This is a genomic window from Nonomuraea sp. NPDC049141 (assembly GCF_040648415.1).
In the GTDB taxonomy this organism is placed as follows: Bacteria; Actinomycetota; Actinomycetes; order Streptosporangiales; family Streptosporangiaceae; genus Nonomuraea.
Window position 1 is genome coordinate 173,965 of record NZ_JBEZDR010000019.1, and the last position, 25,078, is coordinate 199,042.

General features: G+C 69.8%; 26 protein-coding genes. 16 read left to right on the forward strand and 10 right to left on the reverse strand.

What is annotated here, in order from left to right; all coding sequences use genetic code 11:
- Positions 1 to 5: 5 nt before the first annotated feature.
- Complete coding sequence (locus AB0B91_RS44625; RefSeq protein ID WP_358334094.1) at positions 6 to 1,610, reverse strand: ATP-binding protein; 1,605 nt, start codon at positions 1,608 to 1,610, stop codon at positions 6 to 8.
- A gap of 502 nt (positions 1,611 to 2,112) precedes the next feature.
- On the opposite strand from AB0B91_RS44625, the gene AB0B91_RS44630 reads away from it, so the two are divergent.
- Together AB0B91_RS44630 and AB0B91_RS44635 are read left to right on the forward strand one after the other, a co-directional pair.
- Entirely contained in the window at positions 2,113 to 2,607 is a 495-nt protein-coding gene (locus AB0B91_RS44630) for a CAP domain-containing protein (protein ID WP_358334097.1), read from the forward strand.
- Between the two features lie 323 nt (positions 2,608 to 2,930).
- Positions 2,931 to 4,049 (forward strand): globin domain-containing protein, encoded by a 1,119-nt coding sequence (locus AB0B91_RS44635; RefSeq protein ID WP_358334100.1) that lies wholly within the window; start codon positions 2,931 to 2,933, stop codon positions 4,047 to 4,049.
- Here the strand turns inward: AB0B91_RS44635 and AB0B91_RS44640 are convergent.
- A complete protein-coding gene (locus tag AB0B91_RS44640; protein WP_358334103.1) occupies positions 4,046 to 4,840 on the reverse strand; it encodes a helix-turn-helix transcriptional regulator in 795 nt (264 codons plus the stop codon). The genes AB0B91_RS44635 and AB0B91_RS44640 overlap by 4 nt on opposite strands.
- Positions 4,841 to 4,979: 139 nt before the next feature.
- Between AB0B91_RS44640 and AB0B91_RS44645 the strand changes: the two genes are divergently transcribed.
- On the forward strand, positions 4,980 to 5,549 hold the full coding sequence (locus AB0B91_RS44645; protein WP_358334106.1) for a MarR family transcriptional regulator: 570 nt from the start codon (positions 4,980 to 4,982) through the stop codon (positions 5,547 to 5,549).
- Here AB0B91_RS44645 and AB0B91_RS44650 read toward each other — a convergent pair.
- Positions 5,472 to 5,750 carry a hypothetical protein gene (locus AB0B91_RS44650; RefSeq protein ID WP_358334109.1) on the reverse strand — a complete coding sequence of 93 codons (279 nt, stop codon included), beginning with the start codon at positions 5,748 to 5,750 and terminating at the stop codon, positions 5,472 to 5,474. The genes AB0B91_RS44645 and AB0B91_RS44650 overlap by 78 nt on opposite strands.
- Before the next feature lie 170 nt (positions 5,751 to 5,920).
- On the opposite strand from AB0B91_RS44650, the gene AB0B91_RS44655 reads away from it, so the two are divergent.
- Together AB0B91_RS44655 and AB0B91_RS44660 are read left to right on the forward strand one after the other, a co-directional pair.
- Complete coding sequence (locus AB0B91_RS44655; RefSeq protein WP_358334112.1) at positions 5,921 to 7,000, forward strand: exo-alpha-sialidase; 1,080 nt, start codon at positions 5,921 to 5,923, stop codon at positions 6,998 to 7,000.
- Between the two features lie 3 nt (positions 7,001 to 7,003).
- Positions 7,004 to 7,312 (forward strand): hypothetical protein, encoded by a 309-nt coding sequence (locus tag AB0B91_RS44660; RefSeq protein ID WP_358334115.1) that lies wholly within the window; start codon positions 7,004 to 7,006, stop codon positions 7,310 to 7,312.
- 17 nt (positions 7,313 to 7,329) lie between these two features.
- Here AB0B91_RS44660 and thyX read toward each other — a convergent pair whose 3' ends face one another.
- Positions 7,330 to 8,112, reverse strand: coding sequence for an FAD-dependent thymidylate synthase (thyX, locus tag AB0B91_RS44665; RefSeq protein ID WP_358334118.1), 783 nt, complete (start codon positions 8,110 to 8,112; stop codon positions 7,330 to 7,332).
- Positions 8,113 to 8,266: 154 nt separating this feature from the next.
- Between thyX and AB0B91_RS44670 the strand changes: the two genes are divergently transcribed.
- Positions 8,267 to 8,617, forward strand: a complete 351-nt coding sequence (locus AB0B91_RS44670) for a DoxX family protein (RefSeq protein WP_358334121.1) — start codon at positions 8,267 to 8,269, stop codon at positions 8,615 to 8,617.
- A gap of 13 nt (positions 8,618 to 8,630) precedes the next feature.
- Complete coding sequence (locus AB0B91_RS44675) at positions 8,631 to 9,125, forward strand: MarR family transcriptional regulator (RefSeq protein WP_358334124.1); 495 nt, start codon at positions 8,631 to 8,633, stop codon at positions 9,123 to 9,125.
- On the opposite strand, the gene AB0B91_RS44680 is transcribed toward AB0B91_RS44675, so the two are convergent.
- The 4 genes from AB0B91_RS44680 to AB0B91_RS44695 form a co-directional block, all read right to left on the reverse strand.
- The gene (locus AB0B91_RS44680; protein WP_358334127.1) at positions 9,122 to 9,904 is read right to left on the reverse strand and encodes an ABC transporter permease; all 783 of its coding nucleotides are present in this window, start codon (positions 9,902 to 9,904) and stop codon (positions 9,122 to 9,124) included. The genes AB0B91_RS44675 and AB0B91_RS44680 overlap by 4 nt on opposite strands.
- Positions 9,904 to 10,734, reverse strand: a complete 831-nt coding sequence (locus AB0B91_RS44685; RefSeq protein WP_358334130.1) for an ATP-binding cassette domain-containing protein — start codon at positions 10,732 to 10,734, stop codon at positions 9,904 to 9,906. The genes AB0B91_RS44680 and AB0B91_RS44685 overlap by 1 nt, the downstream gene beginning before the upstream one ends.
- Before the next feature lie 119 nt (positions 10,735 to 10,853).
- Positions 10,854 to 12,011 carry an amidohydrolase family protein gene (locus AB0B91_RS44690; RefSeq protein ID WP_358334133.1) on the reverse strand — a complete coding sequence of 386 codons (1,158 nt, stop codon included), beginning with the start codon at positions 12,009 to 12,011 and terminating at the stop codon, positions 10,854 to 10,856.
- Between the two features lie 89 nt (positions 12,012 to 12,100).
- A complete protein-coding gene (locus AB0B91_RS44695; protein ID WP_358334136.1) occupies positions 12,101 to 14,230 on the reverse strand; it encodes an anthranilate synthase component I in 2,130 nt (709 codons plus the stop codon).
- 294 nt (positions 14,231 to 14,524) lie between these two features.
- On the opposite strand from AB0B91_RS44695, the gene AB0B91_RS44700 reads away from it, so the two are divergent.
- The 3 genes from AB0B91_RS44700 (at position 14,525) to AB0B91_RS44710 (ending at position 18,526) form a co-directional block, all read left to right on the forward strand.
- Positions 14,525 to 15,973, forward strand: a complete 1,449-nt coding sequence (locus tag AB0B91_RS44700; protein WP_358334138.1) for a glycosyltransferase family 39 protein — start codon at positions 14,525 to 14,527, stop codon at positions 15,971 to 15,973.
- Positions 15,974 to 16,055: 82 nt separating this feature from the next.
- A complete protein-coding gene (locus tag AB0B91_RS44705; protein ID WP_358334140.1) occupies positions 16,056 to 17,603 on the forward strand; it encodes a CocE/NonD family hydrolase in 1,548 nt (515 codons plus the stop codon).
- The gene (locus tag AB0B91_RS44710; RefSeq protein ID WP_358334142.1) at positions 17,585 to 18,526 is read left to right on the forward strand and encodes a WYL domain-containing protein; all 942 of its coding nucleotides are present in this window, start codon (positions 17,585 to 17,587) and stop codon (positions 18,524 to 18,526) included. Before AB0B91_RS44705 ends, AB0B91_RS44710 begins: the two co-directional genes overlap by 19 nt.
- Here AB0B91_RS44710 and AB0B91_RS44715 read toward each other — a convergent pair.
- Positions 18,517 to 19,407 carry an SDR family oxidoreductase gene (locus tag AB0B91_RS44715; RefSeq protein ID WP_358334145.1) on the reverse strand — a complete coding sequence of 297 codons (891 nt, stop codon included), beginning with the start codon at positions 19,405 to 19,407 and terminating at the stop codon, positions 18,517 to 18,519. The genes AB0B91_RS44710 and AB0B91_RS44715 overlap by 10 nt on opposite strands.
- Before the next feature lie 77 nt (positions 19,408 to 19,484).
- Here AB0B91_RS44715 and AB0B91_RS44720 point away from each other — a divergent pair, with 77 nt between their 5' ends.
- The 6 genes from AB0B91_RS44720 to mctP (AB0B91_RS44745) all read left to right on the forward strand — a co-directional run bounded on the left by AB0B91_RS44720 (position 19,485) and on the right by mctP (AB0B91_RS44745) (position 24,560).
- Positions 19,485 to 20,033: a VOC family protein gene (locus tag AB0B91_RS44720; protein WP_358014274.1), complete on the forward strand. Its 549-nt coding sequence runs from the start codon at positions 19,485 to 19,487 to the stop codon at positions 20,031 to 20,033.
- Entirely contained in the window at positions 20,033 to 20,725 is a 693-nt protein-coding gene (locus AB0B91_RS44725) for a carboxymuconolactone decarboxylase family protein (protein WP_358334149.1), read from the forward strand. Before AB0B91_RS44720 ends, AB0B91_RS44725 begins: the two co-directional genes overlap by 1 nt.
- Positions 20,726 to 20,786: 61 nt before the next feature.
- Positions 20,787 to 20,996: a DUF3311 domain-containing protein gene (locus AB0B91_RS44730; RefSeq protein WP_358334152.1), complete on the forward strand. Its 210-nt coding sequence runs from the start codon at positions 20,787 to 20,789 to the stop codon at positions 20,994 to 20,996.
- The gene (gene mctP / locus AB0B91_RS44735) at positions 20,993 to 22,603 is read left to right on the forward strand and encodes a monocarboxylate uptake permease MctP (protein WP_358334155.1); all 1,611 of its coding nucleotides are present in this window, start codon (positions 20,993 to 20,995) and stop codon (positions 22,601 to 22,603) included. The genes AB0B91_RS44730 and mctP (AB0B91_RS44735) overlap by 4 nt, the downstream gene beginning before the upstream one ends.
- Before the next feature lie 140 nt (positions 22,604 to 22,743).
- Positions 22,744 to 22,953, forward strand: coding sequence for a DUF3311 domain-containing protein (locus tag AB0B91_RS44740; protein WP_358334158.1), 210 nt, complete (start codon positions 22,744 to 22,746; stop codon positions 22,951 to 22,953).
- Positions 22,950 to 24,560: a monocarboxylate uptake permease MctP gene (mctP, locus tag AB0B91_RS44745; RefSeq protein ID WP_358334161.1), complete on the forward strand. Its 1,611-nt coding sequence runs from the start codon at positions 22,950 to 22,952 to the stop codon at positions 24,558 to 24,560. The genes AB0B91_RS44740 and mctP (AB0B91_RS44745) overlap by 4 nt, the downstream gene beginning before the upstream one ends.
- A 112-nt stretch (positions 24,561 to 24,672) precedes the next feature.
- On the opposite strand, the gene AB0B91_RS44750 is transcribed toward mctP (AB0B91_RS44745), so the two are convergent.
- A complete protein-coding gene (locus tag AB0B91_RS44750) occupies positions 24,673 to 25,014 on the reverse strand; it encodes a DUF6285 domain-containing protein (RefSeq protein ID WP_358334164.1) in 342 nt (113 codons plus the stop codon).
- Between the last annotated feature and the right edge of the window lie 64 nt (positions 25,015 to 25,078).

Sequence of the window (25,078 nt, forward strand, 5' to 3'; positions counted from 1 at the left end):
GTTCGTCATCGGTCGTCGTGTTCCCCGGTGCCGGGGTCGTGGTCGAAGAAGGCGGCCATCCACTCGCCCGCCTGTTCCGGAGTCGCGGGCCGCTCCGCGGCGGCCGAGCGCGCACCGCCCGGGTCCGTCGCGTCGGAGCTCGCCTCACCGCGGCGGGAGCGCCTGCGCGGCAGCGCGCCGCCCGCCGTACCTTCTGTCGTGCCGCTCGCTGTGCCGCCCGTCCCGGCGGCGTGCTCGCCGGAGGTGTCCGGCTCGGGATCGTCCAGCGTGGGGTGTTCCTGGGCGAAGTGGTCCTGGACGAGGTGGTCCTGGGCGGGGTCGATCGGCTGGGCCTCGTGGCGCGGGGGGCGGGCTCGGGGCGGCGCCTGCGCCGGTTCCAGCGTCTCCACGATCGAGCTGGTCACCAGGACGACCGCGCGCACCCCTCCGTACGGCGAGGGCAACAGGTCGGCCAGGAACCCGTGGCGGCGCACGTAGTGCCCGATGACCGCGAGGCCGGTCTGCGGGATCTCCCCCACTTCGCCCACGTCGACGGGCCTGCGTCCGGAGACGATCTCGCGGGCCTGCTCCAGGTGGTGGTCGTCCATGCCGACGCCGCCGTCGTCGATCTCGATGACGGCACCGCGCTGCACGTTGCGTACCGCCACGAGCACCGTGGTCGCCGGCGGGGAGGACTGGGTGGCGTTGGCGAGCAGCTCGGCCACCAGGTGGATGAGCGGCTCGACCACGTGGGCGGCGACGGCGGTGTCCGGGTCGCCCGACACCTCCACCCGCTTGTAGGCGACGATCCTGGAGGCCGCGGCCCGCACCACGTCGACCAGCGCGAGCGGATTGGGCCACTGCTGGCCCGGCCACTCGCCGCACAGCACGGCCAGGCTCTGCGCGTGGCGGCCCTGCTGGGCGGCGGCGTGGTCGACCTGCATGCTGGTCTCGAGCACGTCCGGGTTGCCGGGGTGGCGTTCGGCCATCACGGACACGTTCTCCTGGATGCGATGCGCGGAGGTCTGCACGCGCCGGGCCAGCGCCAGCAGGGCCAGCCGCAGCGACTCCTGCCGCTCGCGGTCCTCCTTGGCGGCGCCGCCGACCGCGTCGAGCACGTCTTCCAGCAGCTCGGCCGCGTCCTCGTCGAGCCCGGGGCTCTGGTACGGCGGGGGCACCGCGTCCTGGGCGATCACGGCCGGGATCCGCGCCTCCACCAGGTGCTTGATCGCCTCCTGCAGAGCCTTGGAGCGGGCCGCCACGTGCTTGCTCCACTGGGTGTTGCGCTGCTGGAGGTGGCGCTGGAACTCCGCCTCGCGCTGCTGCATGGCGCTCTCGCGCCGGCTCATCGCGCGCACGGCCTCATGGTGGGTCTGGCGCAGCGCCGCCACGGCGGCGACGGTGGTGAGCGCGAGCGCCGCGGCCCCCACGCAGGCCCAGACGACGCCGGAGCGGCTGTCGAGGAGCAGGGCGGTGAAGGCGCAACAGGCGGCGACCACGGGCAGGGCCAGCGCCGCCGGCCAGAGCCACGCGGCCTGAGGCGCCGGTGCCGGTGGCGGGGTCGCCGGCGTCTGAGGTGACCGGACCGGACGTGCCGGGGCCTGGGGCGGTGGGGGTTGGGAACGAGCCATGGTCACCTTCGCGAACGGGCTGGAGTATGCGCTGGTCTCAGGCGGGAGGCGGCTATGGATACCCCCTCTGCCGAAGCAAGCGGCACCTCCCCTTCCAGTCCGTTGCCCCTGCGTCACTCCCAGTGGCGACGCATCCGCCAAGATCCGATTATTCCGACTCTACAGAATCAGTCAATCCATTCCCGGCCGCGTGTCAGATATATCACAAAGGTGCCATTTATCCTCATTTGTCCGGACATGTCCCGTTCGCGGGCAGTGGCGCGCCTGACACATTCCCGGCCCGCCCTGTCAATGAAGCGCGTCTTCCCTTCCAGCCAGGAATAGCCCGATAAGGACCACCCGAAAACGTTTCCTGATGACATCTGGGCCCCTATGCCCCTTGAAGCGGCAAATCCCGTCGCCCACAATCCATGGGAAAGCGCAGAACCACAGGAAGGGGACTCATTGTGCGTACGAACAATGCCTTATTCGCCTCCGGCCGGTCGCGAACGAGGTACTGACGATGGCAGGCTTACGCCCCCCTCTCCCCGATGCGACGAGCGACGGCTTCCTCGCGGAGGCGCTGGCCGAGGCCAATGCCCATCGTGCCAAGCATCATGCCCCACCGCTGGTCCTGGACCCGGAGCTGGTCGAGTACGCGAGGTCCCGCGCGGCGTCGCGATCGGAATATCCGGACACGGAGGCGGGGCACGACGGACTGCGAGAAGGCACCGGCGAGAACCTCTTCTGGGGCGCCGGCTCGAAAAAGCGGCCGCTCGGCGCCGGGAAAGCGGTTGCTGAATGGTACGACGAAATCAAAGGCTACGACTTCGCCGACCCGGAAAACGTCGCCGACTGCGGTCACTTCACCCAACTGGTGTGGAAGGGCAGTCGGAGGATGGGCGCCGGACGAGTGGCCGGACAGGGACAGGTTTTCTTCGAGACGTACATCATCTTCGTTTTCGAGGAGCCCGGCAATAAGCCCGGACGCTTCCCGGAGAACGTACGGCCCGCCTGACTTCCGGTCCGGGAGCCGTGCCAGCCGGCGGCTCCCCCTACGGCCCGATCGCCTGCGTCACACTATGCGAATACGACATATTTTCACTTTTGATGACCGGAATCTACCCCAAATGAATGCGGAAAATCACGTTACCGTCACGGAAAGTTCTGGTCAGCACTGTATCGGGGCGAAACGGTTGTGACGCCCAGGAGGTGGTGTAAGACTCGAATTCGAGCGATCGGTAGAGCCGGGGCCCGCCGAGCGCTCATCACCCGGAGCCGTCAGGGAGGTGTAACGACACGACCGGAATGATATTCCGGCCAAAGGGTGGGGTTAATTTCATGTCGTTGAATCCACGCCTGGTAAAGGAGAGTTTCGCCGTCGTGGAGCCGGTGGCCGACAAGGCCACCGCCTACTTCTACGGCCGGCTGTTCGCCGAGAGTCCGCACCTGCGGGGCATGTTCCCCCCGGCCATGGACATGCAGCGCGACCGGCTCTTCAGCGCACTGACCCGCATCGTGTGGAGCCTGGACAGCCCGGACAGCCTGGCGTCCTTCCTCGGCCAGCTCGGGCGGGACCATCGCAAGTACGGCGTGATCGCGGAGCACTACACCGCGGTCGGCAACGCCCTGCTGGCGACCATCAAGCGGTTCGCCGCCGACATCTGGCACGAGGAGATCGAAGCGGCCTGGGTGGCCGCGTACACCGTCGCGGCCAATCTCATGATCGAGTCGGCCGAGTCCGACTCCGGGGTCTCGCCCGCGTGGTGGCTGGCCGAGGTCGTCGACCATGACCTGCGTACGGAGGACATCGCCGTCCTGACGTTGCGGCCGACACAGCGCCTGCCGTACACGCCGGGCCAGTACGTCAACGTGCAGGTCGCGCGGTGGCCGCGCGTCTGGCGCACGTTCTCCATCGCCAACGCGCCGCGCGTGGACAACACGATCACGCTGCACGTGCGCTCGGTCCCCTGCGGCTGGGTGTCCACCGCCCTCATCAGGGACACCCGCGTCGGCGACACGATCATGCTGGGGCCGCCGATGGGCACGATGACGCTGTACGACCGCAGCCCCCGCGACGTGCTGTGCGTGGCGGGCGGCACCGGGCTGGCGCCGATCAAGGCGATCATCGAGCACATCATCAACTCGGGCCGCCGTCCCAACATCCACCTGCTGTTCGGCGCGCGGACGGCGGCGGAGCTGTACGACCTGCCCGACCTCATCCGCATGGAGTCGTCCTTCCCCTGGCTGCGGGTGCTGCCGGTGGTGTCCGGCCAGCCCTCCTACGACGGGATGCGCGGCCGGCTGCCGGAGGTCACGCAGCGCTTCCACTCGTGGGCCGAGCACGAGGTGTACGTGTGCGGGCCACCCGCCATGGTCAACGAGACGGTCCGGCGGTTGCAGATCGACGGCGTACCCCTGTCACGCATCCACCGCGACATCGTGCAGGGCGAACGCTAAGAGGAGAGCTGCTGGAAGGCGGCGGCGGTCTCGTCGTCGTTGGGCCAGAACGTCTCGATGGCGAGCTCGGCGACCGTGACGTCCAGCGGCGTGCCGAACGTGGCGATCGTGGTGAACATCGACAGGATCCGCGTCCCGTGCCTGATCCGCAGCGGCACCAGGATGTCGGCCGGTCCCGGCACGTGCGCCACGTTCAGGTCCACGCCGGGGTAGGTGTAGGCGGCCAGCTCGTCGTGCAGCTCGGCCAGCTGCCCGGAGCCCGACGCCTCCGCCTGCCGGCGCAACTGGTGCAGCAGGTGGGCGCGGACCTCCGGGAGGTTGACCAGCCGGCCGCCCATCGCCTCGGGGTGCAGCGACAGCCGCATCACGTTCACCGGCTCCTTGAGCAGCTCCTCCGGCACCCCGTCCATGAACATGGCCGCCGCCGAGTTGGCCGCCACCAGGTTCCAGGCGGCGTCCACGACGAGCGCGGGGTACGGCTCGTGCCCGGCGAGGATCTTGTCGAGCGCCTGCCGGACGATGGGGGCGCGCGCCTCGCGTTCGGGGAAGACCGGCGCGAAGCCCGCCGCCACCAGCAGCCGGTTGCGGTGGCGCAGCGGCACCTCCAGCTCCTCCGACAGCTTCATCACCATCTCGCGGCTCGGCCGGGCGCGCCCGGTCTCGAGGAAGCTGAGGTGGCGGGCCGACACTTCGGCCTCGATCGCCAGATCGAGCTGGCTCACGCGCCGCCGCTGCCGCCAGGATCGCAGCAGATCTCCGAAAGACTCATCTTCTATAGCGAGCGCACCCATGCCCGCAACGCTATCGAGGGGAGGGAAGCAGGGCGATTACCTCCCACATAAAGCAGATGGTTCCTTCGCTCGATTCGCGAAATTTCGCAACTCTGAGCATGATGTAAACGACCAGGCGGGGCGACACGGAGAGGCAGGCATGGCCGAGACGTTCGACGGTGATCGGGAGAGCGAAGGCGAGCGGTTCATGGAACGCTTCGCCATGATCATGTCGGAGTCGGGTTATCCGCGGATGGCGGCCCGGGTCTTCGCCGCGCTGCTGGTCTCCGGGGCGGGCAGGCGTACCGCCGCCGAGCTCGGGGACCAGCTCGGCGTCGGCGCGCCGGCGATCTCCGGTGCGGTGAAGTACCTGCTGCGGGTCGGGATGATCACTCGCGAGCGTGACCCGGGGCAGCGTCGCGACCATTACCGCGTCGACCAGGCGGCCTGGTTCAAGGCGACCTCGTCGAGCGATGAGATCTACCGCCGCTTCGAGGAGGGTGCGCGCGACGGGCTGGCGGTGTTCGGCACCGATACGCCGACCGGTGAGCGGCTGGATGAGATTCAGCGTTTCTTCGCCTTCCTGCGCAGCGAGGTGCCGGAGCTGATGCGCAGGTGGCAGGAGCAGAACGCGGCCCAGAAGGACCGCCGATCAGCCGAGGTCGCGCCTGCGCAGCCCGATGACACCGAGCGCGGTCAGCGCGGCGGCGACGGCGGTCAGGGCCAGTAGCGGGGCGGCCGAGGTCTGCCCGAGCGCGACGGAACCGCCCGCGGGCAGGCCACCGCTCATCGGCACCACCGACATCAGGACGGCGATCAGCAGGTTCGCGGCGGACACCACGGCCAGCACCGCGGTCAGCGGCGCGTGCCTGCCGGCCACCCCCGCGCCGACGAGCTCGCGACGGCCGGACACGGAGATCGCGTGCGTCATGCCGGTCAAGCTACACTAATTTCACGAATTTCATGAAAACTCCACACGCAGGATGGCGCAGCTCACTTACCGCTTGCGTAATCGCGCAGCAAATAGCCCAGTCCTCGGCGCTCCTGGTCAGGGCGTGGCACGATGGCCAGAAGCGAACACGGGAGCGATGGGAGCTTGACATGAGCGACGCAGTGCTCGCGATCGGCACCCGCAAGGGCCTGTTCCTCGCCCGCTCAGCGGACGGCGGCCCGTTCGAGGTCGCGCCGATCCAGTTCTCCACCGTCGGTGTGACTTCGGTGGCCATCGACACGCGCGGCACCGCGCCCCGGATCCTCGCGGGCATCGAGTACGGCCACTTCGGCCCTTCGGTGATGTACTCCGACGACCTCGGCGAGACCTGGCAGGAGGCGGAGCGTCCCCCCATCGCGTTCCCCGAGAAGACAGGCGCGACGCTGACCCGGGTGTGGCAGCTCGCGCCGTCGCCCGCCGAGCCCGGAGTGGTCTGGGCCGGGGTGGAGCCGGGCGCGCTGTTCCGCTCGGAAGACCACGGAGTCACCTACGAGCTGGTCGAAGGCCTGTGGGAGCACCCCCACCGGCAGCACTGGCAACCGGGCGGCGGCGGGCTGTGCCTGCACACGATCATCAGCCATCCGGCCGACCCCAAGATCATGGGTATCGCGGTGTCGACGGGCGGCTTCTATCGCACCACCGACGGCGGCCGCTCATGGGAGGCCGCCAACCAGGGCATCCGCGCTCCGTTCATGCCGGAGGGGCAGCAGTATCCCGAATACGGGCAGTGCGTGCACAGGGTGGGCATGCACCCGGACCGGCCCGAGCGGCTCTTCCTGCAACACCACTTCGGCGTCTACCGCAGCGACGACTTCGGCGGCTCCTGGCACGACATCGGCTCGTCGCTGCCGTCCGACTTCGGCTTCCCGATCGCGGTCCATCCCGCCCGGCCCGACACGGTCTACGTGCTGCCGCTGAACGCCGACATCGACCGCACTCCGGTCGATCACCACTACCGGGTCTTCCGCAGCGACGACGCGGGCGAGACCTGGCAGCCGCTGGAGCGCGGGCTGCCCGAGGGGCCGGTGCACGCGAGCGTGCTGCGTGACGCGATGACCGCCGGCGAGGCGGGGGTGTTCTTCGGCACCCGCGACGGCGAGGTCCACTGGTCGCGAGACGACGGCGACACCTGGTCGGCGGTCGCCCGGCACCTGCCCGACGTGCTCAGCGTGCGCGCGGCGGTGCTGTAGCCCATGGCGAAGAACGTGATGATGGTGGTCTTCGTCCTGCCCAACTCGCTGCGCCGCTGGGTGAGCGGCAACAGCGAGGTGAAGGTCTTCGCCGTCGCCGCCGACCAGGACGCCCCGCCGACCCTCGGCTCCGCGCTCGACATGCTGCGCCGTACGCATCCGCTGCTGGAGGAGCGGCTGCGTGACGACTGCGGCCGCATCCGCCGGCACATCCACATGATCGTGTGCGGCGAGAACGCCCGCGGCCTCGGCGGCCTGGACTGCGCGCTGCCGCCGGGCGCCGAGGTCTACGTCATGCCCGCGCTGGCCTGATCACACCTGCCGATCGATCAAACCTTGCGCCAGCCCGGGACCCAGGCCCCGTCCTGGATGACGTAGTCGCCGAACAGGGCGGGCGCCTCCTTGACCATGAGCTCGCCGATGTGCTGGAACAGCAGGCGGATCTCCTCCTCGGCCCCCACGGCCGTGCGCGCCTCGATCGTGTGCCGCAGCGTGCGTACGTTGGCCGTCCAGACCAGGCCGGTGGCCAGCCCCTCCGGGGCGAAGCGGCGCATGAACGAGGTGCGGTGCTTCTTCTCCGAGAACGGCACGCCCTCCTCGTCGAGCCCGAAGTGTCCGGCCATCCAGACCTGGAACTGCTCCATCTGCTCCAGCAGGGCCGTGGCCCGCTTCATCAGCTCGGGGTCGGACTGGGCCCACTCGGGGAACCAGAACGGCAGCTCGTCGAGGCGGACGAAGCGCAGCGACTCCTGCGAGATGGCCACCCCGGGCCGGTGCCGGACGAGCTCGTGGGTGAGCACGCGGCTGACGTTGTGCAGCACGAAGCTGAAGTTGAGGTGCTCCAGCACCGAGCCGTGGGCGCTGGCCAGGATGTTGCGCAGGTAGTCGCCCTGATCCTCGCGGATGCGCACCACATTGGGGTTGAGTCCGGGCTCGAAGGAGCGGTAGCAGAGGCGCCCGGCGAACTCCGCCAGGTTCTGTGCGTCGAGGTCGCCCCGGTCGAGCCGCTCCAGCCAGCTCTCCCCGCCGACCTCGCCCAGGTAGCGGGCGAGCTCGTCGTAGTCGAGATCAGGACGGGCGACGAGGAACACCTCGGGTTCGACGGTGCGCATGGAAGAGCCCCCGCTCGGGTTAGGCGATGTGATGGCCCCAGCAAACCAGGTCGCGGACCCGCGCGCGACTCGGCACGGGGTCCGGCTAAACACTTGTCGCTTCAACTTTTTGGGCCTACAGTCGGAGCCCTCGAATAACTTGAAGGGACAACTTATGAATGTCGTCCTCTGGATCCTCCAGGCCTTGCTCGCCGTCCTCTTCCTCGCCGTGGGCTTCATGAAGCTCACCCAACCCAAGGACAAGTTCAAGGCTCGCATGCCGTACGTGGAGGAGTTCAGCCAGCCGCAGATGAGGGCCATCGGCGCGGTGGAGATGCTCGGCGCGCTCGGCCTGGTGCTGCCCTGGGCCACCGGCATCGCCCCGATCCTCACACCTCTGGCGGCGGTCGGCCTCGGCATCACCATGATCGTCGCCGCCCAGGTGCACCGGAGGCGCAAGGAGAGCTTCGCCGTTAACCTGGTACTGCTGGCGATGGTGGTCATCGTCGCGGTCGGCCGATTCTGACGCTGGGGGTCCGTTGGTCGAGGGGCTCGACCATGACGAGCAGCGGGCCTGGCAGGGCCTGCTCGCGGTGATGCTCGTGGGCATTCCGCAGGTGGAGCGTACGTTCCGCACCTACGGCCTGGTCCACATCGAGTACGGCCTGCTCAACATGCTGGCCACCGGGCCATTGCGGCTCAGCGACCTGGCCACCCTGGGCAACGTCTCGATCAGCCGGCTCAGTCACCGGGTGAGCAAGCTCGTCGAGCGCGGCTACGTACGGCTGCGGCCCGACGAGAACGACGGCCGGGCCAGTGTCGCCGAGATCACCGACGAGGGGCGGGCGGTCGTCGCCGCGATCGCCCCGGAGCACGCGCGGGCCCTGCGTGAGGTGCTGTTCGACCACCTCACGCCCGAGCAGGTCGCCGCGCTGGCCGACGCCATGCAGAGCGTCGGGGCCAAGCTCGGCGCCTGCATGGAGGACGGCCGCCCGAAAGAGCAGGCCGGCCCCGGCCCCACAGGGTGCGGCTAGGTGATGTCCCGCCGGATCGTCGTGGCCGAGGCGACGGCCGAGAAGAGCACCGCGTAGCCGAGCAGCACCACGGCGCCGGCCCAGGCCGGCAGCAGATAGTCGGTGCCGAGCCCGAGATCGACGCCGCTGTCGGTCACCGCGCCGCCCGCGCCGGCCGGCGTCCACTTGCCGACGGGCCGCAACGCGGGGATCGCGTTGACCAGCCCCTCGACGATGAACACCCACACCACCGCGGCGACGATCGCGCCGAGCTGGTTCTTGATCAGCGCGCCGAGCCCGACACCGAACAGTGTGTAGAGCACCAGCACGGCCAGCACGCCCACGGCGATGCGCAGGATCTTCGCGGACAGGACCAGCTCACCGTGGGACAGCGGGACGGACACGGCCACCGCGACGGCGGTCAGCGCCAGCACGACCAGCCCGAAGGCCAGTCCGACGACCACCCCCGCACCGAGCTTGGCCATGACCACGCGCTCACGCCTCGGCGTGGTGAGGAACGTGGTGGTGATGGTCTGGTACCGGTATTCGGCGGTCATCATGACGACGCCGAGGATCATCGGGAACAGCGCGCCGCTCGCCCCGAGCCCCCACATCAGCTCCTGGAAGGGCACGGTGTCCCTGCCGGGGAAGATGGGCTGGCCGTTCGGCCCGCCGCTCTGGCCCGCGAACCCGATCGTGAGACCGAGCTGCAGGAGCACGTAGGCGATCGTGACGGCCAGCATCACCCACCAGAGCCTGGTGGTCCGGAGCTTGAGCAGCTCTGCCTTGATCAGCGTCATCAGCCCTGCCCCTCCCCCGTCAGCTCCAGGAAGACCTGCTGCAGGTCGGAGCGCTCCTGGGCGACCTCGCTCAGCACGACCTTCGCGTCGAGCGCGATCTGGCCGATGCTCTCGGAGTCGAGGCCGCTCACGCGCAGGAACCCGTCATGCCGCTCAACCGTGGCTCCGGCGTGTTCGAGGGCCGGGACGAGCTCGTCGGCGCGCGTGGTGCGTACCCTGACGGCCGCGTCACCGTTGGAGACGAGCTCGTCCAGGCTGCCCTGCCGGACCAGCCGGCCCTTGGCGATGATCACCACGTTGTCGACGATCTGCTCGACCTCGGCCAGCACGTGGCTGGAGACCAGGACGGCGGCGCCCTGCTCGTGGGACAGGTAACGCAGGAAACCGCGTAACCATTGGATGCCCGCCGGGTCGAGCCCGTTGGCGGGCTCGTCGAGGATGAGCACCTTGGGACGGCCGATCAGCGCGGTGGCCAGCGCCAGCCGCTGCCGCATGCCCAGCGAGAAGGCCAGCACCCGCTTGTCGGCCACGTCGGCGAGGCCGACCTGTTCCAACGCCTCCGTGGCGCGCTCGCGGGGCAGCCGGGCCGCCGTGCAGAGCACCCGGAGATGGTTGAGGGCCGTACGGCCCGGATGGAAGTTGGTGGCTTCGAGCACCGCGCCCACCTCGCTGAGGGGATGCGGCAGCTCGACGTAGCGCCGGCCGTTGACCAGCGCCGTGCCGGAATCGGCGGTGCACAGCCCGAGCAGGCTGCGCAGGGTGGTGGTCTTGCCCGCCCCGTTCGGGCCAAGGTAGCCGGTGATCGTCGCCGGCTCCACTGTGAACGACACCCCGTCGACCGCGCGTACCGGTCCGAATGCCTTGCAAAGGTTTCGAATCTCGATCGCACTCATCGTGTGGCCATTATCACGACTTTGGGATGATTCGCGCCTCCTACCCAAGGAGGAATTCAGAGCCGGTATACCCGGCGGGCATTCCCGGAGCCGATCATGTGAGCCACCCGGGCGGCGTCGGCGGCGCTCCACTCCCCCGCGTCGAGCCGCGACTTGAGCGCGGCGGCGAGGGCCCGGCGGAAGTAGAGGGCGCCCAGGTGGCCGGTCTCGGCCACGCCGTGACAGTCGGAGCCGAAGAGCTGCTTGTGGAAGGGCACCAGCTCCAGCAGCTCATCCATGATCCGCGCGGACCCGGCGGCGCTGTAGGTCAGCGCGCGGCCGACGTCGACGTAGACGTGCGGGAAGACACCGGCCAGGTAGGCGGCCTGGCGGTGGAACGGGTAGCAGTGCAGCAGCACCACCGGCACGCCGATCGGCTGCAGCGCCTTGACGAACGTGGTCATCCTGGCCGGATCGGTGCGATGCGGGCCCGGGTGGAACCCGTGATCGGGGTCGCCGAAGCCGGCGTGGAACTGCACGGGCAGGCCGCGTTCCCTGGCCACGTCGACGGCGGTCCACAGCAGGTAACGCAGCAGGATCGGGTCGGTCAGCGGCTCCTTGGGGTCGGACAGCCGGCGGTTGGCCGCCGCGATGACCGCGCCCCTGCTGGGCCTCGACGGGTCGAAGTCGAGGCCGCACCGGTAGCCGATGACCGTCGCCATCCCCACGGCTCTGGCGGCCCTGGCGGTGAGCTCCTCGGCCAGGCTGTCCATGTAGTCGAGGGCCAGCTGGGCCATCTCGGCCACGTCGTGCTCGATCTGCTCGATGCTGACGACCTCGTTCGCGGCCGCGTCGCCGTGGCGGGCCAGCTCGGCGGCGGTCAGCAGCTCGGCGCCCTCCGTGCCGGTGTCGACCAGGAACGCCCCCACCCCGGCGGCCCGCAGCAGCCGCCGGTTGACCTCCTCGGCGCCGAGCTCGGCCCGGCGGGCCAGGTAGAGGGCGGGAGGGGTGTGCGGTTCCAGGTCGAGCACGGGCGCGCACCAGCGGCGGATGGCCGCGCCGATCGGCGCGTCGAAGTGGGTGGTGCCGGGCGGCGCCGGGCAGCCGCCCTCGTTGATCAGCAGCTCGAACTGGGCCCTGGACAGGTCGTCGCGGCGCACCCCGTGACAGTGGTGGTCGACGAGCGGGGCGAGGAGGGCGTCACGCACCGTATCGGGTAGATCTACGGGGAGCATGCGGAGACTCTAAGTGCTCTCCGCACGCCCCCGTTGCCGTTTTACCTACCGGAAAGACGCGCTAGATCCTCACCTTTGGGCAGGCGTCCTCACCGGCGGGCCAGACGGAGGACGTTGGCGATGACCTTCGCGCCGGCGCCGCCCTCGGCGGTGAGGATCGACTCCGGGTGGAACTGCACGGCGAAGCGGCGCCGCTCGGTGTCCTCGATCGCCATGACGTTGCCGTCCGGCGTGACCGCGGTCGGGGTGAAGCCGACCACGCCCGCCCGCTTGGCGTGCAGGGAGTGGTAGCGGGCCGCGACGAACTCCTCGGGCAGGCCGTCGAGCAGCGCGTCGCCGCCACCCAGCCGGGTGACCTGGCCGCGCTTGCCGTGCTCGGGGTAGTCGAGCAGCTCCAGCGAGCCGCCCGCGTGCTCGACCATCGCCTGCAGGCCGAGGCAGACGCCGAAGACCGGCAGGTCGCGGGCGTAGATCTGGTCGATGAGCGCCGACATGCCGAAGTCGGACGGCCAGCCGGGCCCCGGCGACAGGACGACGAGGTCGGGCGCCAGGTCGTCGAGCATGGCCGCCGGGAAGCCGTGGCGCAGCGTGACCACCTCGGCGCCCTCCTGGCGGAAGTAGTCGGCGAGCGTGTTGACGAAGGAGTCCTCGTGGTCGACGAGCAGCACCTTCATGCCCTGGCCCGGCTGCTCGCGGGTGGGCGCGACCGGCTGGGCGTGCGGCTGGTTGACCGCGGCCAGGGCGCCGAGCAGGGCGCTGGCCTTCAGCTCGGTCTCGCGCTCCTCGGCTTCGGGGTCGGAGTCGAACAGCAGGGTGGCGCCGGCCCTGACGGTCGCCAGGCCGTTCTTGATCTGGGCGGTGCGCAGGGTCAGGCCGGTGTTCATGGAGCCGTCGAAGCCGATGAAGCCGATGGCGCCGCCGTACCACCTGCGGGTGGTGGCCTCGTGGTCCTCGATGAACTGCATGGCCCAGGTCTTGGGCGCGCCGGTGACCGTGACGGCCCACATGTGAGTGAGGAAGGCGTCAAGGGCGTCGAACTCGGGGCGCAACCGGCCTTCGATGTGGTCGACGGTGTGGATCAGGCGGGAGTAGAGCTCGATCTGGCGGCGGCCGATGACCCGGACGGAGCCGGGCACGCAGATGCGCGACTTGTCGTTGCGGTCGACGTCGGTGCACATGGTCAGCTCCGACTCCTCCTTGACGCTGGTCAGGAGGGTGCGGATGGCCTCGGCGTCCTCGATCGGGTTGCTGCCGCGGGCGATCGTGCCGGAGATGGGGCAGGTCTCGACGCGGTCGCCGCTCACCCGGACGTACATCTCGGGCGAGGCGCCGACCAGGTGCTCGCCCTCGCCGAGGCTGATGATGAACTCGTACGGGGCCGGGTTGCTGTGGCGCAGGCCGCGGAAGAAGGCCGACGGGTCGGTGCAGGTGGCGTGGAAGACCTGGCCGGGCACCACCTCGAACAGGTCGCCGCGCTTGAACTTCTCCTTGGCGGCGGCCACGACCTTGGCGTAGTCGCCCCGCTTCGGGTCGGCGGGCACCTCGGCGGGCTCGGTGATGGGCACGGACGCGCCGGTGCGCTCCAGGCCGCGGGTGGTGGCGCCGTCGACGGTGAACTCGTAGCGGTATTCGACGCTGGTCTCGCGCTGGCGGTCGATCACCACCAGCCGGTCGGGCAGGTGCAGCACCAGGTCGCGCTGGTCGTCGGGGCGGACGAGCTCCTGCCTGATCGGCTCGAACTGGAAGGCCAGGTCGTAGCCGAAGGAGCCGTAGAGGCCCAGGTGCGGGTCGTCGCCCCGGAAGGCGGCGATGACCTCGCGGATCGCGGTGAACACGGTGGGCCGGCGGCTGCGCATCTCCTCCGTGAGCAGGTCCGCCGACTCGGGCACGTGCACCTCGACGAAGTCGGCGGTCGGCTCCTCGACGGGCTTGCCCGCGGCCAGCAGGCAGGAGACCACGGCGGGCAGCACGACCCTGCCGCGCGCGTTGAGCGCCCTGGCGGAGATCCGGCGGCCCTTGGCGACCAGCTCCAGGCAGGGGTCGACGTAGCCGAAGGCCCATCGGCTGTAGCGACCCGGGTAGTCCATCCCGGAGGAGAAGGCGCCACCGCGCCTCTCTCCGAGTGCCGTCACGATCTCTTCGAGCGCTTCCTCCGGCACTTGGCGTACCTCACGCTCGACGCCGATGCCCCCGGCGGTGGTATATCCGCTCGTCTCCACTGCTGCCCCTTGTCGAAAACCCGATGGTTCAAAACCCGATGGTTCAAACGCTGATGCCCCGGGGGCGGACACGAGAAAGGCCGCCTTCCGGGGCGGCCGTCCGTTGAGGAATGCGAATCACGCGCCGCCTAGGAGCGGCGCCACCACTGAAGCTGCAACGAGATTCGCATGTGGCAAGGGTAACCGGCGCGCGATGATCACGCAACGCGCCCGCGCCGGACGGGTGCTACCTGAGGGAAATGCCGGAAAAATAAGGGGTGTGCTCCTGCTGAGGAGCGGCTAGCTTCAGCAATCATGGAACGGCCTCCGTTACTGGCGTGGCGCACGGTCACGTTGATCTCGATCTTGCTGTTCGCGGTTCTGCTGCTCCTCAGCGGCCGTTATGGATATCACCGCGATGAGCTGTACTTCCGCGTGCTGGCCGAGCATCCGGCCTGGGGCTACGTCGACCAGCCTCCCCTCGCGCCGATGGCGGCCAAGCTGTCGATCGCCGTGTTCGGCGACACGCTCTTCGGGATCAGGGTGCTGCCCGCGCTGGCCGCGGCGCTCCTCGTCGTGCTGGTCACGCTGATCACGCGCGAGCTGGGCGGCCGGGGCGTCGCGCAGATCCTGGCCGCGCTCGGCACGGCGACCGGCGGCTACACCTTGATCGCCGGGCACGCGATCCTGACGCTCAGCTTCGACCTGCCGTTCTGGGCGGCGGCCATCCTGTTCATGACCAAGGCGCTGATGCGCGAGCAGCCACGGTGGTGGCCGGCCGTCGGCGTGATCGTCGGGCTGGCGACCTACAACAAGTACCTGATCGTCATGCTGCTGCTGGGGCTGGCGGCCGGGCTGGTGGCCGTGGGGCCGCGCCGGGTGCTGGCCGGCCCCTGGCTGTGGGGTGGCGCGCTGATCGCGGTGGCGCTGGCCGTACCGAACCTGCTCTATCAGGCCACCCACGACTGGCCGCAGCTCACGATGGCGGCGGCGCTGAGCGCCGATCGGGGCGGCGAGTTGCGGGCGCTGTTCGTACCCATGCAGCTCACGCTGTTCGGGCCGGTCGTGACCGTCATCGGCGCGTTCGGCTGGCTGCGTCTGTGGCGCGACCGGCGGGTGCGGGCGCTGGCCGTCGCCTATCCCGCCGCGGCGGCGGCAACGCTGATCAGCGGCGGGCGCTTCGACTACACGGCGGGCCTGATCCTGCTGCTGTTCGCGGCGGGCTGCGTGAGCGTGGAGGCGGCGGGGCCGGGCAAGGTACGGCCGGCCGGCGTGGCCCTCGTGCTGAACGGCCTGGGATCGGCCGTGATCGCGCTGCCGCTGATCCCGGTCGACACGGTGGGCGCGACGCCGGTGCCGGCGATCAACGAGGTGGTGCGCGAGTCCATCGGCTGGCCGGAGTTCGCGGCCAAGGTCACGAACGTGCTGGGGTCGCTGCCGCCGGCGGACCGGGCGCGGGCCATTGTCATGACCGGCAGCTACGGCGAGCACGGCGCGCTCGTACGTGCCGGGATCCCGCGCGTCTACAGCGGCCAGAACCAGCTCCACGAGTACGGCCCGCCGCCCGAGAGCGCCGACGTGGCGGTGATGGTGAACATCGGCCCGCGCGGCAGGGACTTCCAGTACCGAAGCTGCGAGCAGAAGGACCGCGTCGACAACGGCGTCGGTCTCGACAACGAACTGCAGGGCATGGGCATCTTCCTGTGCCGGGGGCTCAAGCAGCCGTGGAGCGTCGCCTGGCCGTCCTATCGGCACTTCGACTGACCCCGGGGTATCGCGCCCCTGGGGCATCTGTTACTGGTAGGTAATGCGACGAGTGCGGGTCCGGCGTGACCTTCCCGTTCCGATGCCCGACGGAGTGACCCTGCTGGCCGACCACTACGCGCCGGTCAGGTCGGACCGGGCGCCGGTGATCCTGATCCGCTCGCCGTACGGCAGGCGGGGCGTGTTCAGCTGGGTGTACGGCCGGGGCTTCGCCAGGCGCGGCTTCCAGGTGGTGATCCAGAGCTGCCGGGGCGGTTTCGGCTCGGGCGGCACGCTCGACCCTCTCGGCGACGAGCACGACGACGGCCTGGCCACCGTGGCCTGGATGCGCGAGCAGCCCTGGTACGGCGGGTCGTTCGCGATGTTCGGCCCCTCCTATCTCGGCTACACCCAGTGGGCCATCGCGGCCGACGCCGGGCCGGAGTTGAAGGCCATGGCCACGCAGATCACCGCCTCGCAGTTCAGGGACGCCGCCTACGTGGGCGGGGCGTTCGCGCTGGAGTCGGCGCTGAGCTGGACCACGCTGACCGACGCCATGTCGCGCCGCTTCGGTGGTACGGCGATGCTGACGGCGCCCCGGCTCACCCGCAGGGCCGTCCTGTCCGGGCGGCCGGTGGCCGAGCTGGATCTGGTGACGGCGGGGCGGCCGCTGCCGTTCTTTCAGGACCTCCTGGCGCACCACGCCGACCCGGCGGTGCCGTACTGGGACAAGCGTGACTTCTCCCCGAAGGTCGGCGAGGTGGAGGCGGCCGTCACCATGCTGGGCGGCTGGTACGACGTGTTCCTGCCGTGGCAGCTCAAGGACTATCAGGCGATGCGGGCGGCGGGGCGCCGGCCGTACCTGACGATCGGGCCCTGGTACCACGTGGACGCCCGGCACGGGCGGCCCTCCATGGCCGACGCGCTGGCCTGGTTCCGCGCGCACCTGCTGGGCGACCGGTCCGGGCTGCGGGCCGAGCCGGTGCGGTTGTACGTGACGGGGGCCGAGGAGTGGCGCGACTACCCCGACTGGCCGGTGCCAGGGATGCGGCAGGAGCGCTGGCACCTGCGGCGCGGCTTCGGGCTCGGGACCGAACCGCCGGAGGAGGGTGAGCCGGACCGGTTCCGCTACCACCCGGACCATCCGACGCCGGTGATCGGCGGGCCGGTGCTGCTGGCCGACTCCAGGCCGCGCGACCAGCGGCGCTTAGAGGCGCGGCGCGACGTGCTGGTCTACAGCTCTCCCGCGCTGGAGTCGGACGTGGAGCTGGTCGGGCCGGTCGGCGCCGAGCTGTTCGTCAGGTCGAGCACGCCGTACGTGGACGTGGTCGTGCGTGTCTGCGACGTGCATCCGGACGGCCGCTCGCTCAACGTGTGCGAGGGTGTGCGGCGGCTGGGTCCCGACCTGCCGGGGGACATCCGGCGGGTGCTGGTGGACCTGTGGCCGGTGGGGCATCGGTTCGCGCGCGACCACCGGATCCGGGTGCAGGTGGCCGCTGGGGCGTACCCGACGATCGACCGCAATCCGGGCACCGGCCGGCCGCTCGGGCTCGGCGGCGAGATGGTGCCCGCCGACGTCGAGGTGTTCCACTCCCCCGAGCACCCCTCGGCCATGCTGCTGCCCGTCCTGCCATGCGCGCCGCGCGATTGATGTCGCTGCTCCTGCTGTTGCAGGGGCGCGGCGGGATGACGGCGGCGGAGCTGGCCAAGGAGCTGGAGGTGTCGGAGCGGACCATCCACCGCGACGTGCTCGCGCTGGCGGAGTCGGGGGTGCCGGTCTACGCCGACCGGGGGCGCGGTGGCGGCTACCGGCTGCTGGACGGCTACCGTACCCGGCTGACCGGGCTCGACCGGGCCGAGGCGGAGGCGTTGTTCCTGTCGGGTGTGCCGGCGGCGCTGCGGGAGATGGGGCTGGAGGAGGTGGCCGCGACGGCCCGGCTGAAGGCCGCCGCGGCGCTGTCCCCCGGCGTGCGCGACGCGCCCGCGACGGCCGCGCAGCGCTTCCACCTGGACGCGCCCGGCTGGTTCGCCGGCGACTCCCCGCCGCCCGCCGCGCTCGCCCCGCTGGCCAGGGCCGTCTGGCGGGACCTCTCGGTGACGGCCGTCTACAAGGACGCGGAGCGGACGCTGGAGCCGTACGGGCTCGTGCTCAAGGCGGGCGCCTGGTATCTGGCGGCGCGGAGCGGCGAGCGGTTCCTGATCTTCCGGGTGGACCGTTTCGGGGAGATCGGCGTGCTCGCCCGGGTCTTCGAGCGTGACCCGGGCTTCGACCTGGCGGCCTTCTGGGCCGGGCAGTCCGCGGCGTTCAGCCGGTCGCTGCTGCGCGAGACGGTCACGCTGCGGCTGAGCGAGGCGGGGGTGCGCCTGCTGCGCCACATCGCCGACCCGGCCGCTCTGCCCGGCGCGCTGGCCTCACTGCAGCCCGACGGGACGGTCCGGCTGGGGGTGGAGTCGGTGCGGGTGGCCTACGGGCAGGTGCTGCGGTTCGGGCCGGAGGCGGAGGTGCTCGGGCCACCGGAGCTGCGCGCCCTGGTGGCCGAAGCGGCGGCCCGGCTCGCGGCCCTCTACCGGTAGTCCTCCGGGTCGACCTCCTTTCCGGCCTCCCGCACCTCCGTGATGAACCGCCACACGTCCGGCCTGCTGCCGTCCAGGTCCGTGAACCCGTACACCTGGGCCAGCTCACCGCTGGAGACCGACTTGCCCGACCAGCGCCGCTTGTCGGGATCGGTGGCCAGGGCGGCGACCGCGCGACCGGCGTAGGCCGGTGATTCCGACACCGCCCACGCGGGGTCGGGCTTGGCCTCGCGCCAGGTCTCCTCGGTGACGCCGAACAACTCCAGCATGGCCTCCGAGCGCAGGAACCCCGGCGTGAGCGCCACCGCCGTACCGCCGTGCGGCTCCAGGTCGTGCGCCTGGCTGAAGGCGAGCCGGTTCACCGACACCTTGGCCAGGTCGTAGTACGGCGAGACCCGGTAGTGGGTGTCGTTGTAGTCCGTGGTGCCGTCGGTCACCTCGACCACCAGGCCGCCCGGGTTGCGGATCAGCAGCGGCAGCAGGTGGTGACTGGTGATGAGGTGCGTGTCGATCGCCAGCCTGAGCAGCCGCAATCCGTTGGCCAGGTCGTGCTTCCACACCGGCGTGTCCCACTCGTACAGCGGCTCGCCGCCCCACACGTCGTTGACCAGCACGTCGAGCCGTCCCTGCTCGCGGTCGATCCGCTCGGCCAACACCTTGACCTGGGCCGGATCCAGGTGGTCCACCCGGACCGCGATGCCGGTGCCGCCGGCCCGCGTGACCAGTTCGGCCGTCTCCTCGATCGTCTCGGACCGGTTCAGCTCCGAGCGACCCTCACGCGTCGATCTGCCGGTGCAGTACACGGTCGCGCCGACCGCGCCCAGCTGGACCGCTATTCCTCGTCCCGTTCCGCGGGTCGCGCCCGCCACCAGAGCAATCATGGGGCCATGTTCGCCCGGAAAGAGGACATCTCCTGTCATGTTTTCCGCCGGAGCCCTGTGATAAGTAAGGAGTTACTATGAACAGCGAATTCGAGTTGCGCGGGGTCAACCACATCGCGCTGGTCTGCTCGGACATGAAGCAGACCGTCGACTTCTACTCCGGTGTGCTCGGCATGCCGCTGATCAAGACGATCGAGCTGCCGATGGGCTGGGGGCAGCACTTCTTCTTCGACTGCGGCGGCGGCAACGCGCTGGCCTTCTTCTGGTTCCCCGACGCGCCCGAGGGCGTGCCCGGCGTGTCGGCGCCGCGCAACCTGCCCGACCGGGGCGAGCTGCTGTCGGCCGTCGGGTCGATGAACCACATCGCCTTCGACGTGCCGCCCGAGCGGATCGAGGAGTACCGCGAGCGGCTGGTCGCCAAGGGCATCGACGTCGGCGTGCTGCTCAACCATGACGACAGTGAGTTCGGCGTGGCGCCGAAGATGCACGACGGCGTGTTCGTCCGGTCGATCTACTTCAAAGATCCCGACGGGGTGCTGGTCGAGTTCGCCGCCTGGACCCGGCCGGTCGGGCAGCCCGGCGACGTACGGCACGAGCCGAGGACCGCCGCCGAGCGGACCGTCTGATGCCGCGGCTGCGGCCGGTGCCCCGCGAGGAGATGACCGACCCGCTGGTGGTGTTCTTCTACGACCAGCTGTTCTCGCCGGATCGGGCGGGCACGGCGACGGGCTCGCCCGGCGACTGGTGGACGGTGTTCGCGCTCGACCCGAAGATCTTCCGGCACGCCGTCAAGGGCTTCCAGCTCTACCGGGAGTCCGCGCTGGACCCGGTGCTGCGTGAGCTCGGCCAGACCAGGGCGGGGTGGGCGCGGCAGAGCCAGTTCGTCTTCTCCCAGCACTGCAAGCAGTTGCGGGCCCTCGGCGTACCCGAGGAAAAGGTGCGGGCGGTCGCGCACTGGCAGGTCAGCGACGTGTTCGGCGAGCTGGAGCGGGCCGTGCTCGCCTACACCGACGGGCTCGTGCTCGACGGCGGGCGGGTGCACGACGAGGTGTTCGCGGTGCTCCGCGCGCACCTGCCGGACGAGCAGATCCTGGAGCTCACCTACGTGACCTGCCTGTACGAGATGCACGCCACGATGGCCAGGGCGCTGCGGCTGGAGTTCGACGACCGGCCCGACCCGATCGTCGAGGTGCCCGCGCCCGAGGACTACGGCATGCGCGATATCGCCGACGAAGTCGCCGCCGAAGTCGCCGCCGAAGTCGCCGCCGAACTGACCGTTCGTCGCGAGGAGCCGACCACTCGTCGATCAGTGACCTGACCGAAATAATCACGTCATTAGTCTCCGGGGCAAGAGCCGCATCTCCCCTTAGGAGACCGCCTTGCCCGATGACAAGAGTGACCGCAGCCCCTGGAACTGGCTGCTGCTCATCCCCATCGCCATCCCCCTGATGCCGTTCCTGTACAACTCCGCCGAGCCCAGCCTGCTCGGCTTCCCGCTGTTCTACTGGCTGCAGATCGCCTTCATCGCCCTCGGCGTCGGCACGACCACGCTCGTCTACCAGATGACGAAGCGCAGGAGGCAGCGGTGAGCGAGCACCTGACCGAGATCATCATCTTCTCCACCCTGTTCCTGGTGGTCAGCGGCATGGGCTTCGTCGCCGCCCGGTGGCGCCGGCCCGACAACCTGGCCAGCCTCAACGAGTGGGGGCTCGGCGGGCGCAACTTCGGGTCGTGGATCACCTGGTTCCTCATCGGTGGCGACCTCTACACCGCCTACACGTTCGTGGCCGTGCCCGCCCTGCTGTTCGGCGCGGGTGCCGCCGGGTTCTTCGCGGTGCCGTACACGGTGATCACGTACCCGATCGTGTTCTTCATCATGATCAGGCTGTGGTCGGTGTCGCACGTGCACAGCCTGGTCACGCCGGCCGACTTCGTGCGGGTGCGGTTCGGGTCGCCGACGCTGGCGCTGCTGGTGGCCATCACCGGCATCGTGGCGACCATGCCGTACATCGCGCTGCAGCTCGTCGGCATCGAGGCCGTGCTGAAGACGATGGGCGTGGCCGGCAGCGGGTTCCTCAGCGACCTGCCGCTGATCATCGCGTTCGTGATCCTGGCCGCGTACACCTACCAGTCGGGGCTGCGGGCGCCCGCGCTCATCGCGTTCGTCAAGGACATCCTCATCTACCTGGTCATCCTCGTCGCGATCATCTACATCCCGGCCCGGCTGGGCGGCTGGAGCCAGATCTTCGGCGACGCCGCGGCCAAGTTCCAGGCCACCCCGGCGCCCAACGACGGGATCCTGCTCAACGCCAACAACCAGCTCCAGTACGTCACGCTGGCGCTGGGCTCGGCGCTGGCATTGTTCCTCTATCCGCACAGCGTCACCGGCGTCCTGGCCTCGCGCAACCGCGACGTGATCAAGCGGAACATGTCCGCCCTGCCCGCCTACAGCCTGCTGCTGGCGCTCATCGCGCTGCTCGGCTACATGGCCATCTCGGCGGGCATCAAGCCGATCGGCACCGACGTCAACACCGTCGTGCCGCAGCTGTTCGACCAGATGTTCCCCGACTGGTTCGCGGGCGTCGCGTTCGCGGCCGTCGGCATCGGCGCGCTGGTCCCGGCGGCCATCATGTCGATCGCGGCGGCGAACCTGTTCACCCGCAACATCTACCGCGAGTACATCAACAAGAACCCGACCGACGCCCAGGAGGCCGGGGTCAGCAAGGTCACCTCGCTGGTGGTGAAGGTCGGCGCGGTGCTGTTCATCCTGTTGATCGACCCGCAGTTCTCGATCGACCTGCAGCTCATCGGCGGCGTGATCATCCTGCAGACGCTGCCGTCGGTCGCTCTCGGCCTGTTCACCCGCTGGTTCCACAAGGGCGGCCTGATCGCGGGCTGGACCGCCGGGATGGCCGGCGGCTTCCTCATGCTCTACAACATCGCCAACCCGGCCATCAAACACGAGCACTTCGGCGGCTCGGCGTTCCCGCTGGCCAAGCTGGGCCTCGACACCAAGATGACGATCTACGCGGGTTTCCTGGCGCTGGCCGTCAACCTGATCGTCGCGGTGCTCGGCACCCTGCTGTTCCGGGCGCTCAAGGTCGCGGATGGACCCGACGGCACCTCGCCCGAGCACTACACGGCCGACGAGGGAGACCCGCGCATCAAGGACCTCAACCTGTCCGGAACGACGTGACTCTCCGCATTTAGGCCAAACCGTAACCCTGTAGACATTGGGATTAATCCCCTCGTAAAGCTAATCTCCCTCCATTGACGATTGGTCAGGGGCCGGTTCAGACCGTGGGCCGGCTCCTGATTCATGTTTCGGAGGGGTCGATGACAACCCGGGAACCCGGGCAGGCGCGCAGTGACCGCAGCCCATGGAACTGGCTGCTGGTCCTGCCCATCGCACTGCCGCTGATGACCTTCCTGTTCAACGCCGACGAGCCCCGGCTGCTCGGCTTCCCGCTGTTCTACTGGCTGCAGATCGCCTTCATCCTCGTCGGCGTCGGCTGCACCACGATCGTCTACAGGATGACCAAGTGAACGCCAACGTGACCGAGCTGGTCGTCTTCGCGCTGCTGTTCCTCACGGTGAGCGTCATGGGGTTCGTGGCGGCCAAATGGCGGCGGCCCGAGAACATCGAGAGCCTGCACGAGTGGGGGCTGGGCGGCCGGAACTTCGGCTCCTGGATCACCTGGTTCCTGGTGGGCGGCGACCTCTACACGGCCTACACCTTCGTGGCCGTGCCCGCGCTGGTGTTCGGGGCCGGGGCGCTGGGCTTCTACGCCCTGCCGTACACGGTGGTGGTCTACCCGCTGGTCTTCCTGGTGCTGGCCCGGATGTGGTCGGTGTCGCACGTGCACGGGTTCGTCACTCCGGCCGACTTCGTCCGGGCCCGGTTCGGGTCGCCGACGCTGGCGCTGATCATCGCGATCACCGGCCTGGTGGCGACCATGCCGTACATCGCGCTGCAGCTCGTCGGCATCGAGGCCGTGCTGAAGACGATGGGCATCACCGGGCACCTGCCGATCATCATCGCCTTCGCCATCCTGGCGGCGTACACCTACCAGTCGGGGCTGCGGGCGCCGGCGCTGATCGCGTTCGTCAAGGACACGCTGATCTACATCGTGATCCTGGCGGCGGTCATCTACATCCCGGCCAAGCTCGGCGGCTGGGGGTCGATCTTCGATGCGGCCAAGGCCAAGTTCGACGCGACCCCGGCGCCCGGCGACGGCATCACGCTCAACGCCAACAACCAGCTCCAATACGTCACGCTGGCCTTCGGCTCGGCGCTCGCGCTGTTCCTCTACCCGCACAGCCTCACCGGCGTGCTGGCCTCGAAGAACCGCGGCGTCATCAAGCGGAACATGGCGGCGCTGCCCGCCTACAGCTTCCTGCTCGGCCTGATCGCGCTGCTCGGCTTCATGGCGATCGCGGCGGGCACCAAGGGAGTCGTGGGCGCGACCGGCAAGGTGGACAACAACACGATCATCCCGGCGCTGTTCGACCAGATGTTCCCCGACTGGTTCGCGGGCATCGCCTACGCGGCCATCGGCATCGGCGCGCTCGTCCCGGCGGCCATCATGTCGATCGCGGCGGCGAACCTGTTCACCCGTAACATCTACCGCGAATACCTGCGCAAGGACGCCACGGACGCGCAGGAGGCCAAGGTCTCCAAGCTGGTGTCCCTGGTGGTCAAGGTGGGCGCGGTGCTCTGCATCCTGCTGCTCGACCCGCAGTTCTCCATCGACCTGCAGCTCATCGGCGGCGTGATCATCCTGCAGACGCTGCCGTCCGTGGGGCTGGGCCTGTACACGCGCTGGTTCCACAAGGGCGGCCTGATCGCGGGCTGGGCGCTGGGCATGGGCGCGGGCATCTGGATGCTGTACCTGGTCCCGAACCCGGCGACCGGCAAGGCCCACTTCGGCGGGTCGGCGTTCGGGCTGTCGAACCTCGGCCTCGACACCAAGATGACGATCTACGCGGGCTTCCTGGCGCTGGCCGTGAACCTGATCGTGGCGGTGCTCGGCACGCTGCTGTTCCGGGCGCTGAAGGTGGCCGACGGCGAGGACGCGACGTCTCGGGAGGACTACTTCGCGGACGAGGGCGACCCCAAGGTCAAGGACCTGGACCTGGCGGCATCGCACTGATCGCCTTCCAGGTTGGTCAACGGCCGGTTCCCAACCGGGAACCGGCCACGGCCGGTAAGGGCCGGTCACGCGGCGGGCCGGCGCGTGGGTGCCACCCGCCGTTGGCAATCGGCTAGCCGTCGCCGAGATATCCGGGGTTGGCCACCTCCAGCTTGGCCCGTACGGCGTCCCTGAGCGCCTCGACGAGGGCCGAGTCGTCGAAACGGTCCGCACGCACCGCCGCCGCCAGCTCCGCGTCGTCGGCCACCCCCAGCCCGGCCAGCCGCCGCTCGTGCTCCTCCGCCTGGGCCGGGCCCAGCTCGATCTCCCGCTCGACCATGCCGAGCACGTTGATCGCCACGCGCGTGTGGAAGCGCACCCGGCCCTCGACGGCCGGCAGCACGTCGTCGGTCAGGAAGTCGCGGACGGCCGCCACCAACTGGGCCGCCGAGGGGACATCGTGCGGGGCTGCCATAGGGAACTCCTTATCCGTTGGTCGTCTGTGTCTTGTCCCAGCCGCCGGGACGGGCCGCGATCGG

Excerpts from the sequence above, each read along its gene's own strand:
- AB0B91_RS44690 (WP_358334133.1), bottom strand. The coding sequence starts at position 12,011 with ATGCTCCCCGTAGATCTACCCGATACGGTGCGTGACGCCCTCCTCGCC.
- AB0B91_RS44635 (WP_358334100.1), top strand. The coding sequence starts at position 2,931 with ATGTCGTTGAATCCACGCCTGGTAAAGGAGAGTTTCGCCGTCGTGGAG.
- AB0B91_RS44725 (WP_358334149.1), top strand. The coding sequence starts at position 20,033 with ATGCCGCGGCTGCGGCCGGTGCCCCGCGAGGAGATGACCGACCCGCTG.
- AB0B91_RS44625 (WP_358334094.1), bottom strand. The coding sequence starts at position 1,610 with ATGGCTCGTTCCCAACCCCCACCGCCCCAGGCCCCGGCACGTCCGGTC.
- AB0B91_RS44680 (WP_358334127.1), bottom strand. The coding sequence starts at position 9,904 with ATGACGCTGATCAAGGCAGAGCTGCTCAAGCTCCGGACCACCAGGCTC.
- AB0B91_RS44670 (WP_358334121.1), top strand. The coding sequence starts at position 8,267 with ATGAATGTCGTCCTCTGGATCCTCCAGGCCTTGCTCGCCGTCCTCTTC.
- AB0B91_RS44710 (WP_358334142.1), top strand. The coding sequence starts at position 17,585 with ATGCGCGCCGCGCGATTGATGTCGCTGCTCCTGCTGTTGCAGGGGCGC.
- AB0B91_RS44660 (WP_358334115.1), top strand. The coding sequence starts at position 7,004 with ATGGCGAAGAACGTGATGATGGTGGTCTTCGTCCTGCCCAACTCGCTG.
- AB0B91_RS44645 (WP_358334106.1), top strand. The coding sequence starts at position 4,980 with ATGGCCGAGACGTTCGACGGTGATCGGGAGAGCGAAGGCGAGCGGTTC.
- AB0B91_RS44655 (WP_358334112.1), top strand. The coding sequence starts at position 5,921 with ATGAGCGACGCAGTGCTCGCGATCGGCACCCGCAAGGGCCTGTTCCTC.
- thyX (WP_358334118.1), bottom strand. The coding sequence starts at position 8,112 with ATGCGCACCGTCGAACCCGAGGTGTTCCTCGTCGCCCGTCCTGATCTC.
- AB0B91_RS44640 (WP_358334103.1), bottom strand. The coding sequence starts at position 4,840 with ATGGGTGCGCTCGCTATAGAAGATGAGTCTTTCGGAGATCTGCTGCGA.
- AB0B91_RS44650 (WP_358334109.1), bottom strand. The coding sequence starts at position 5,750 with ATGACGCACGCGATCTCCGTGTCCGGCCGTCGCGAGCTCGTCGGCGCG.
- AB0B91_RS44720 (WP_358014274.1), top strand. The coding sequence starts at position 19,485 with ATGAACAGCGAATTCGAGTTGCGCGGGGTCAACCACATCGCGCTGGTC.
- AB0B91_RS44705 (WP_358334140.1), top strand. The coding sequence starts at position 16,056 with ATGCCCGACGGAGTGACCCTGCTGGCCGACCACTACGCGCCGGTCAGG.
- AB0B91_RS44740 (WP_358334158.1), top strand. The coding sequence starts at position 22,744 with ATGACAACCCGGGAACCCGGGCAGGCGCGCAGTGACCGCAGCCCATGG.
- AB0B91_RS44750 (WP_358334164.1), bottom strand. The coding sequence starts at position 25,014 with ATGGCAGCCCCGCACGATGTCCCCTCGGCGGCCCAGTTGGTGGCGGCC.
- AB0B91_RS44715 (WP_358334145.1), bottom strand. The coding sequence starts at position 19,407 with ATGATTGCTCTGGTGGCGGGCGCGACCCGCGGAACGGGACGAGGAATA.
- AB0B91_RS44630 (WP_358334097.1), top strand. The coding sequence starts at position 2,113 with ATGGCAGGCTTACGCCCCCCTCTCCCCGATGCGACGAGCGACGGCTTC.
- AB0B91_RS44700 (WP_358334138.1), top strand. The coding sequence starts at position 14,525 with ATGGAACGGCCTCCGTTACTGGCGTGGCGCACGGTCACGTTGATCTCG.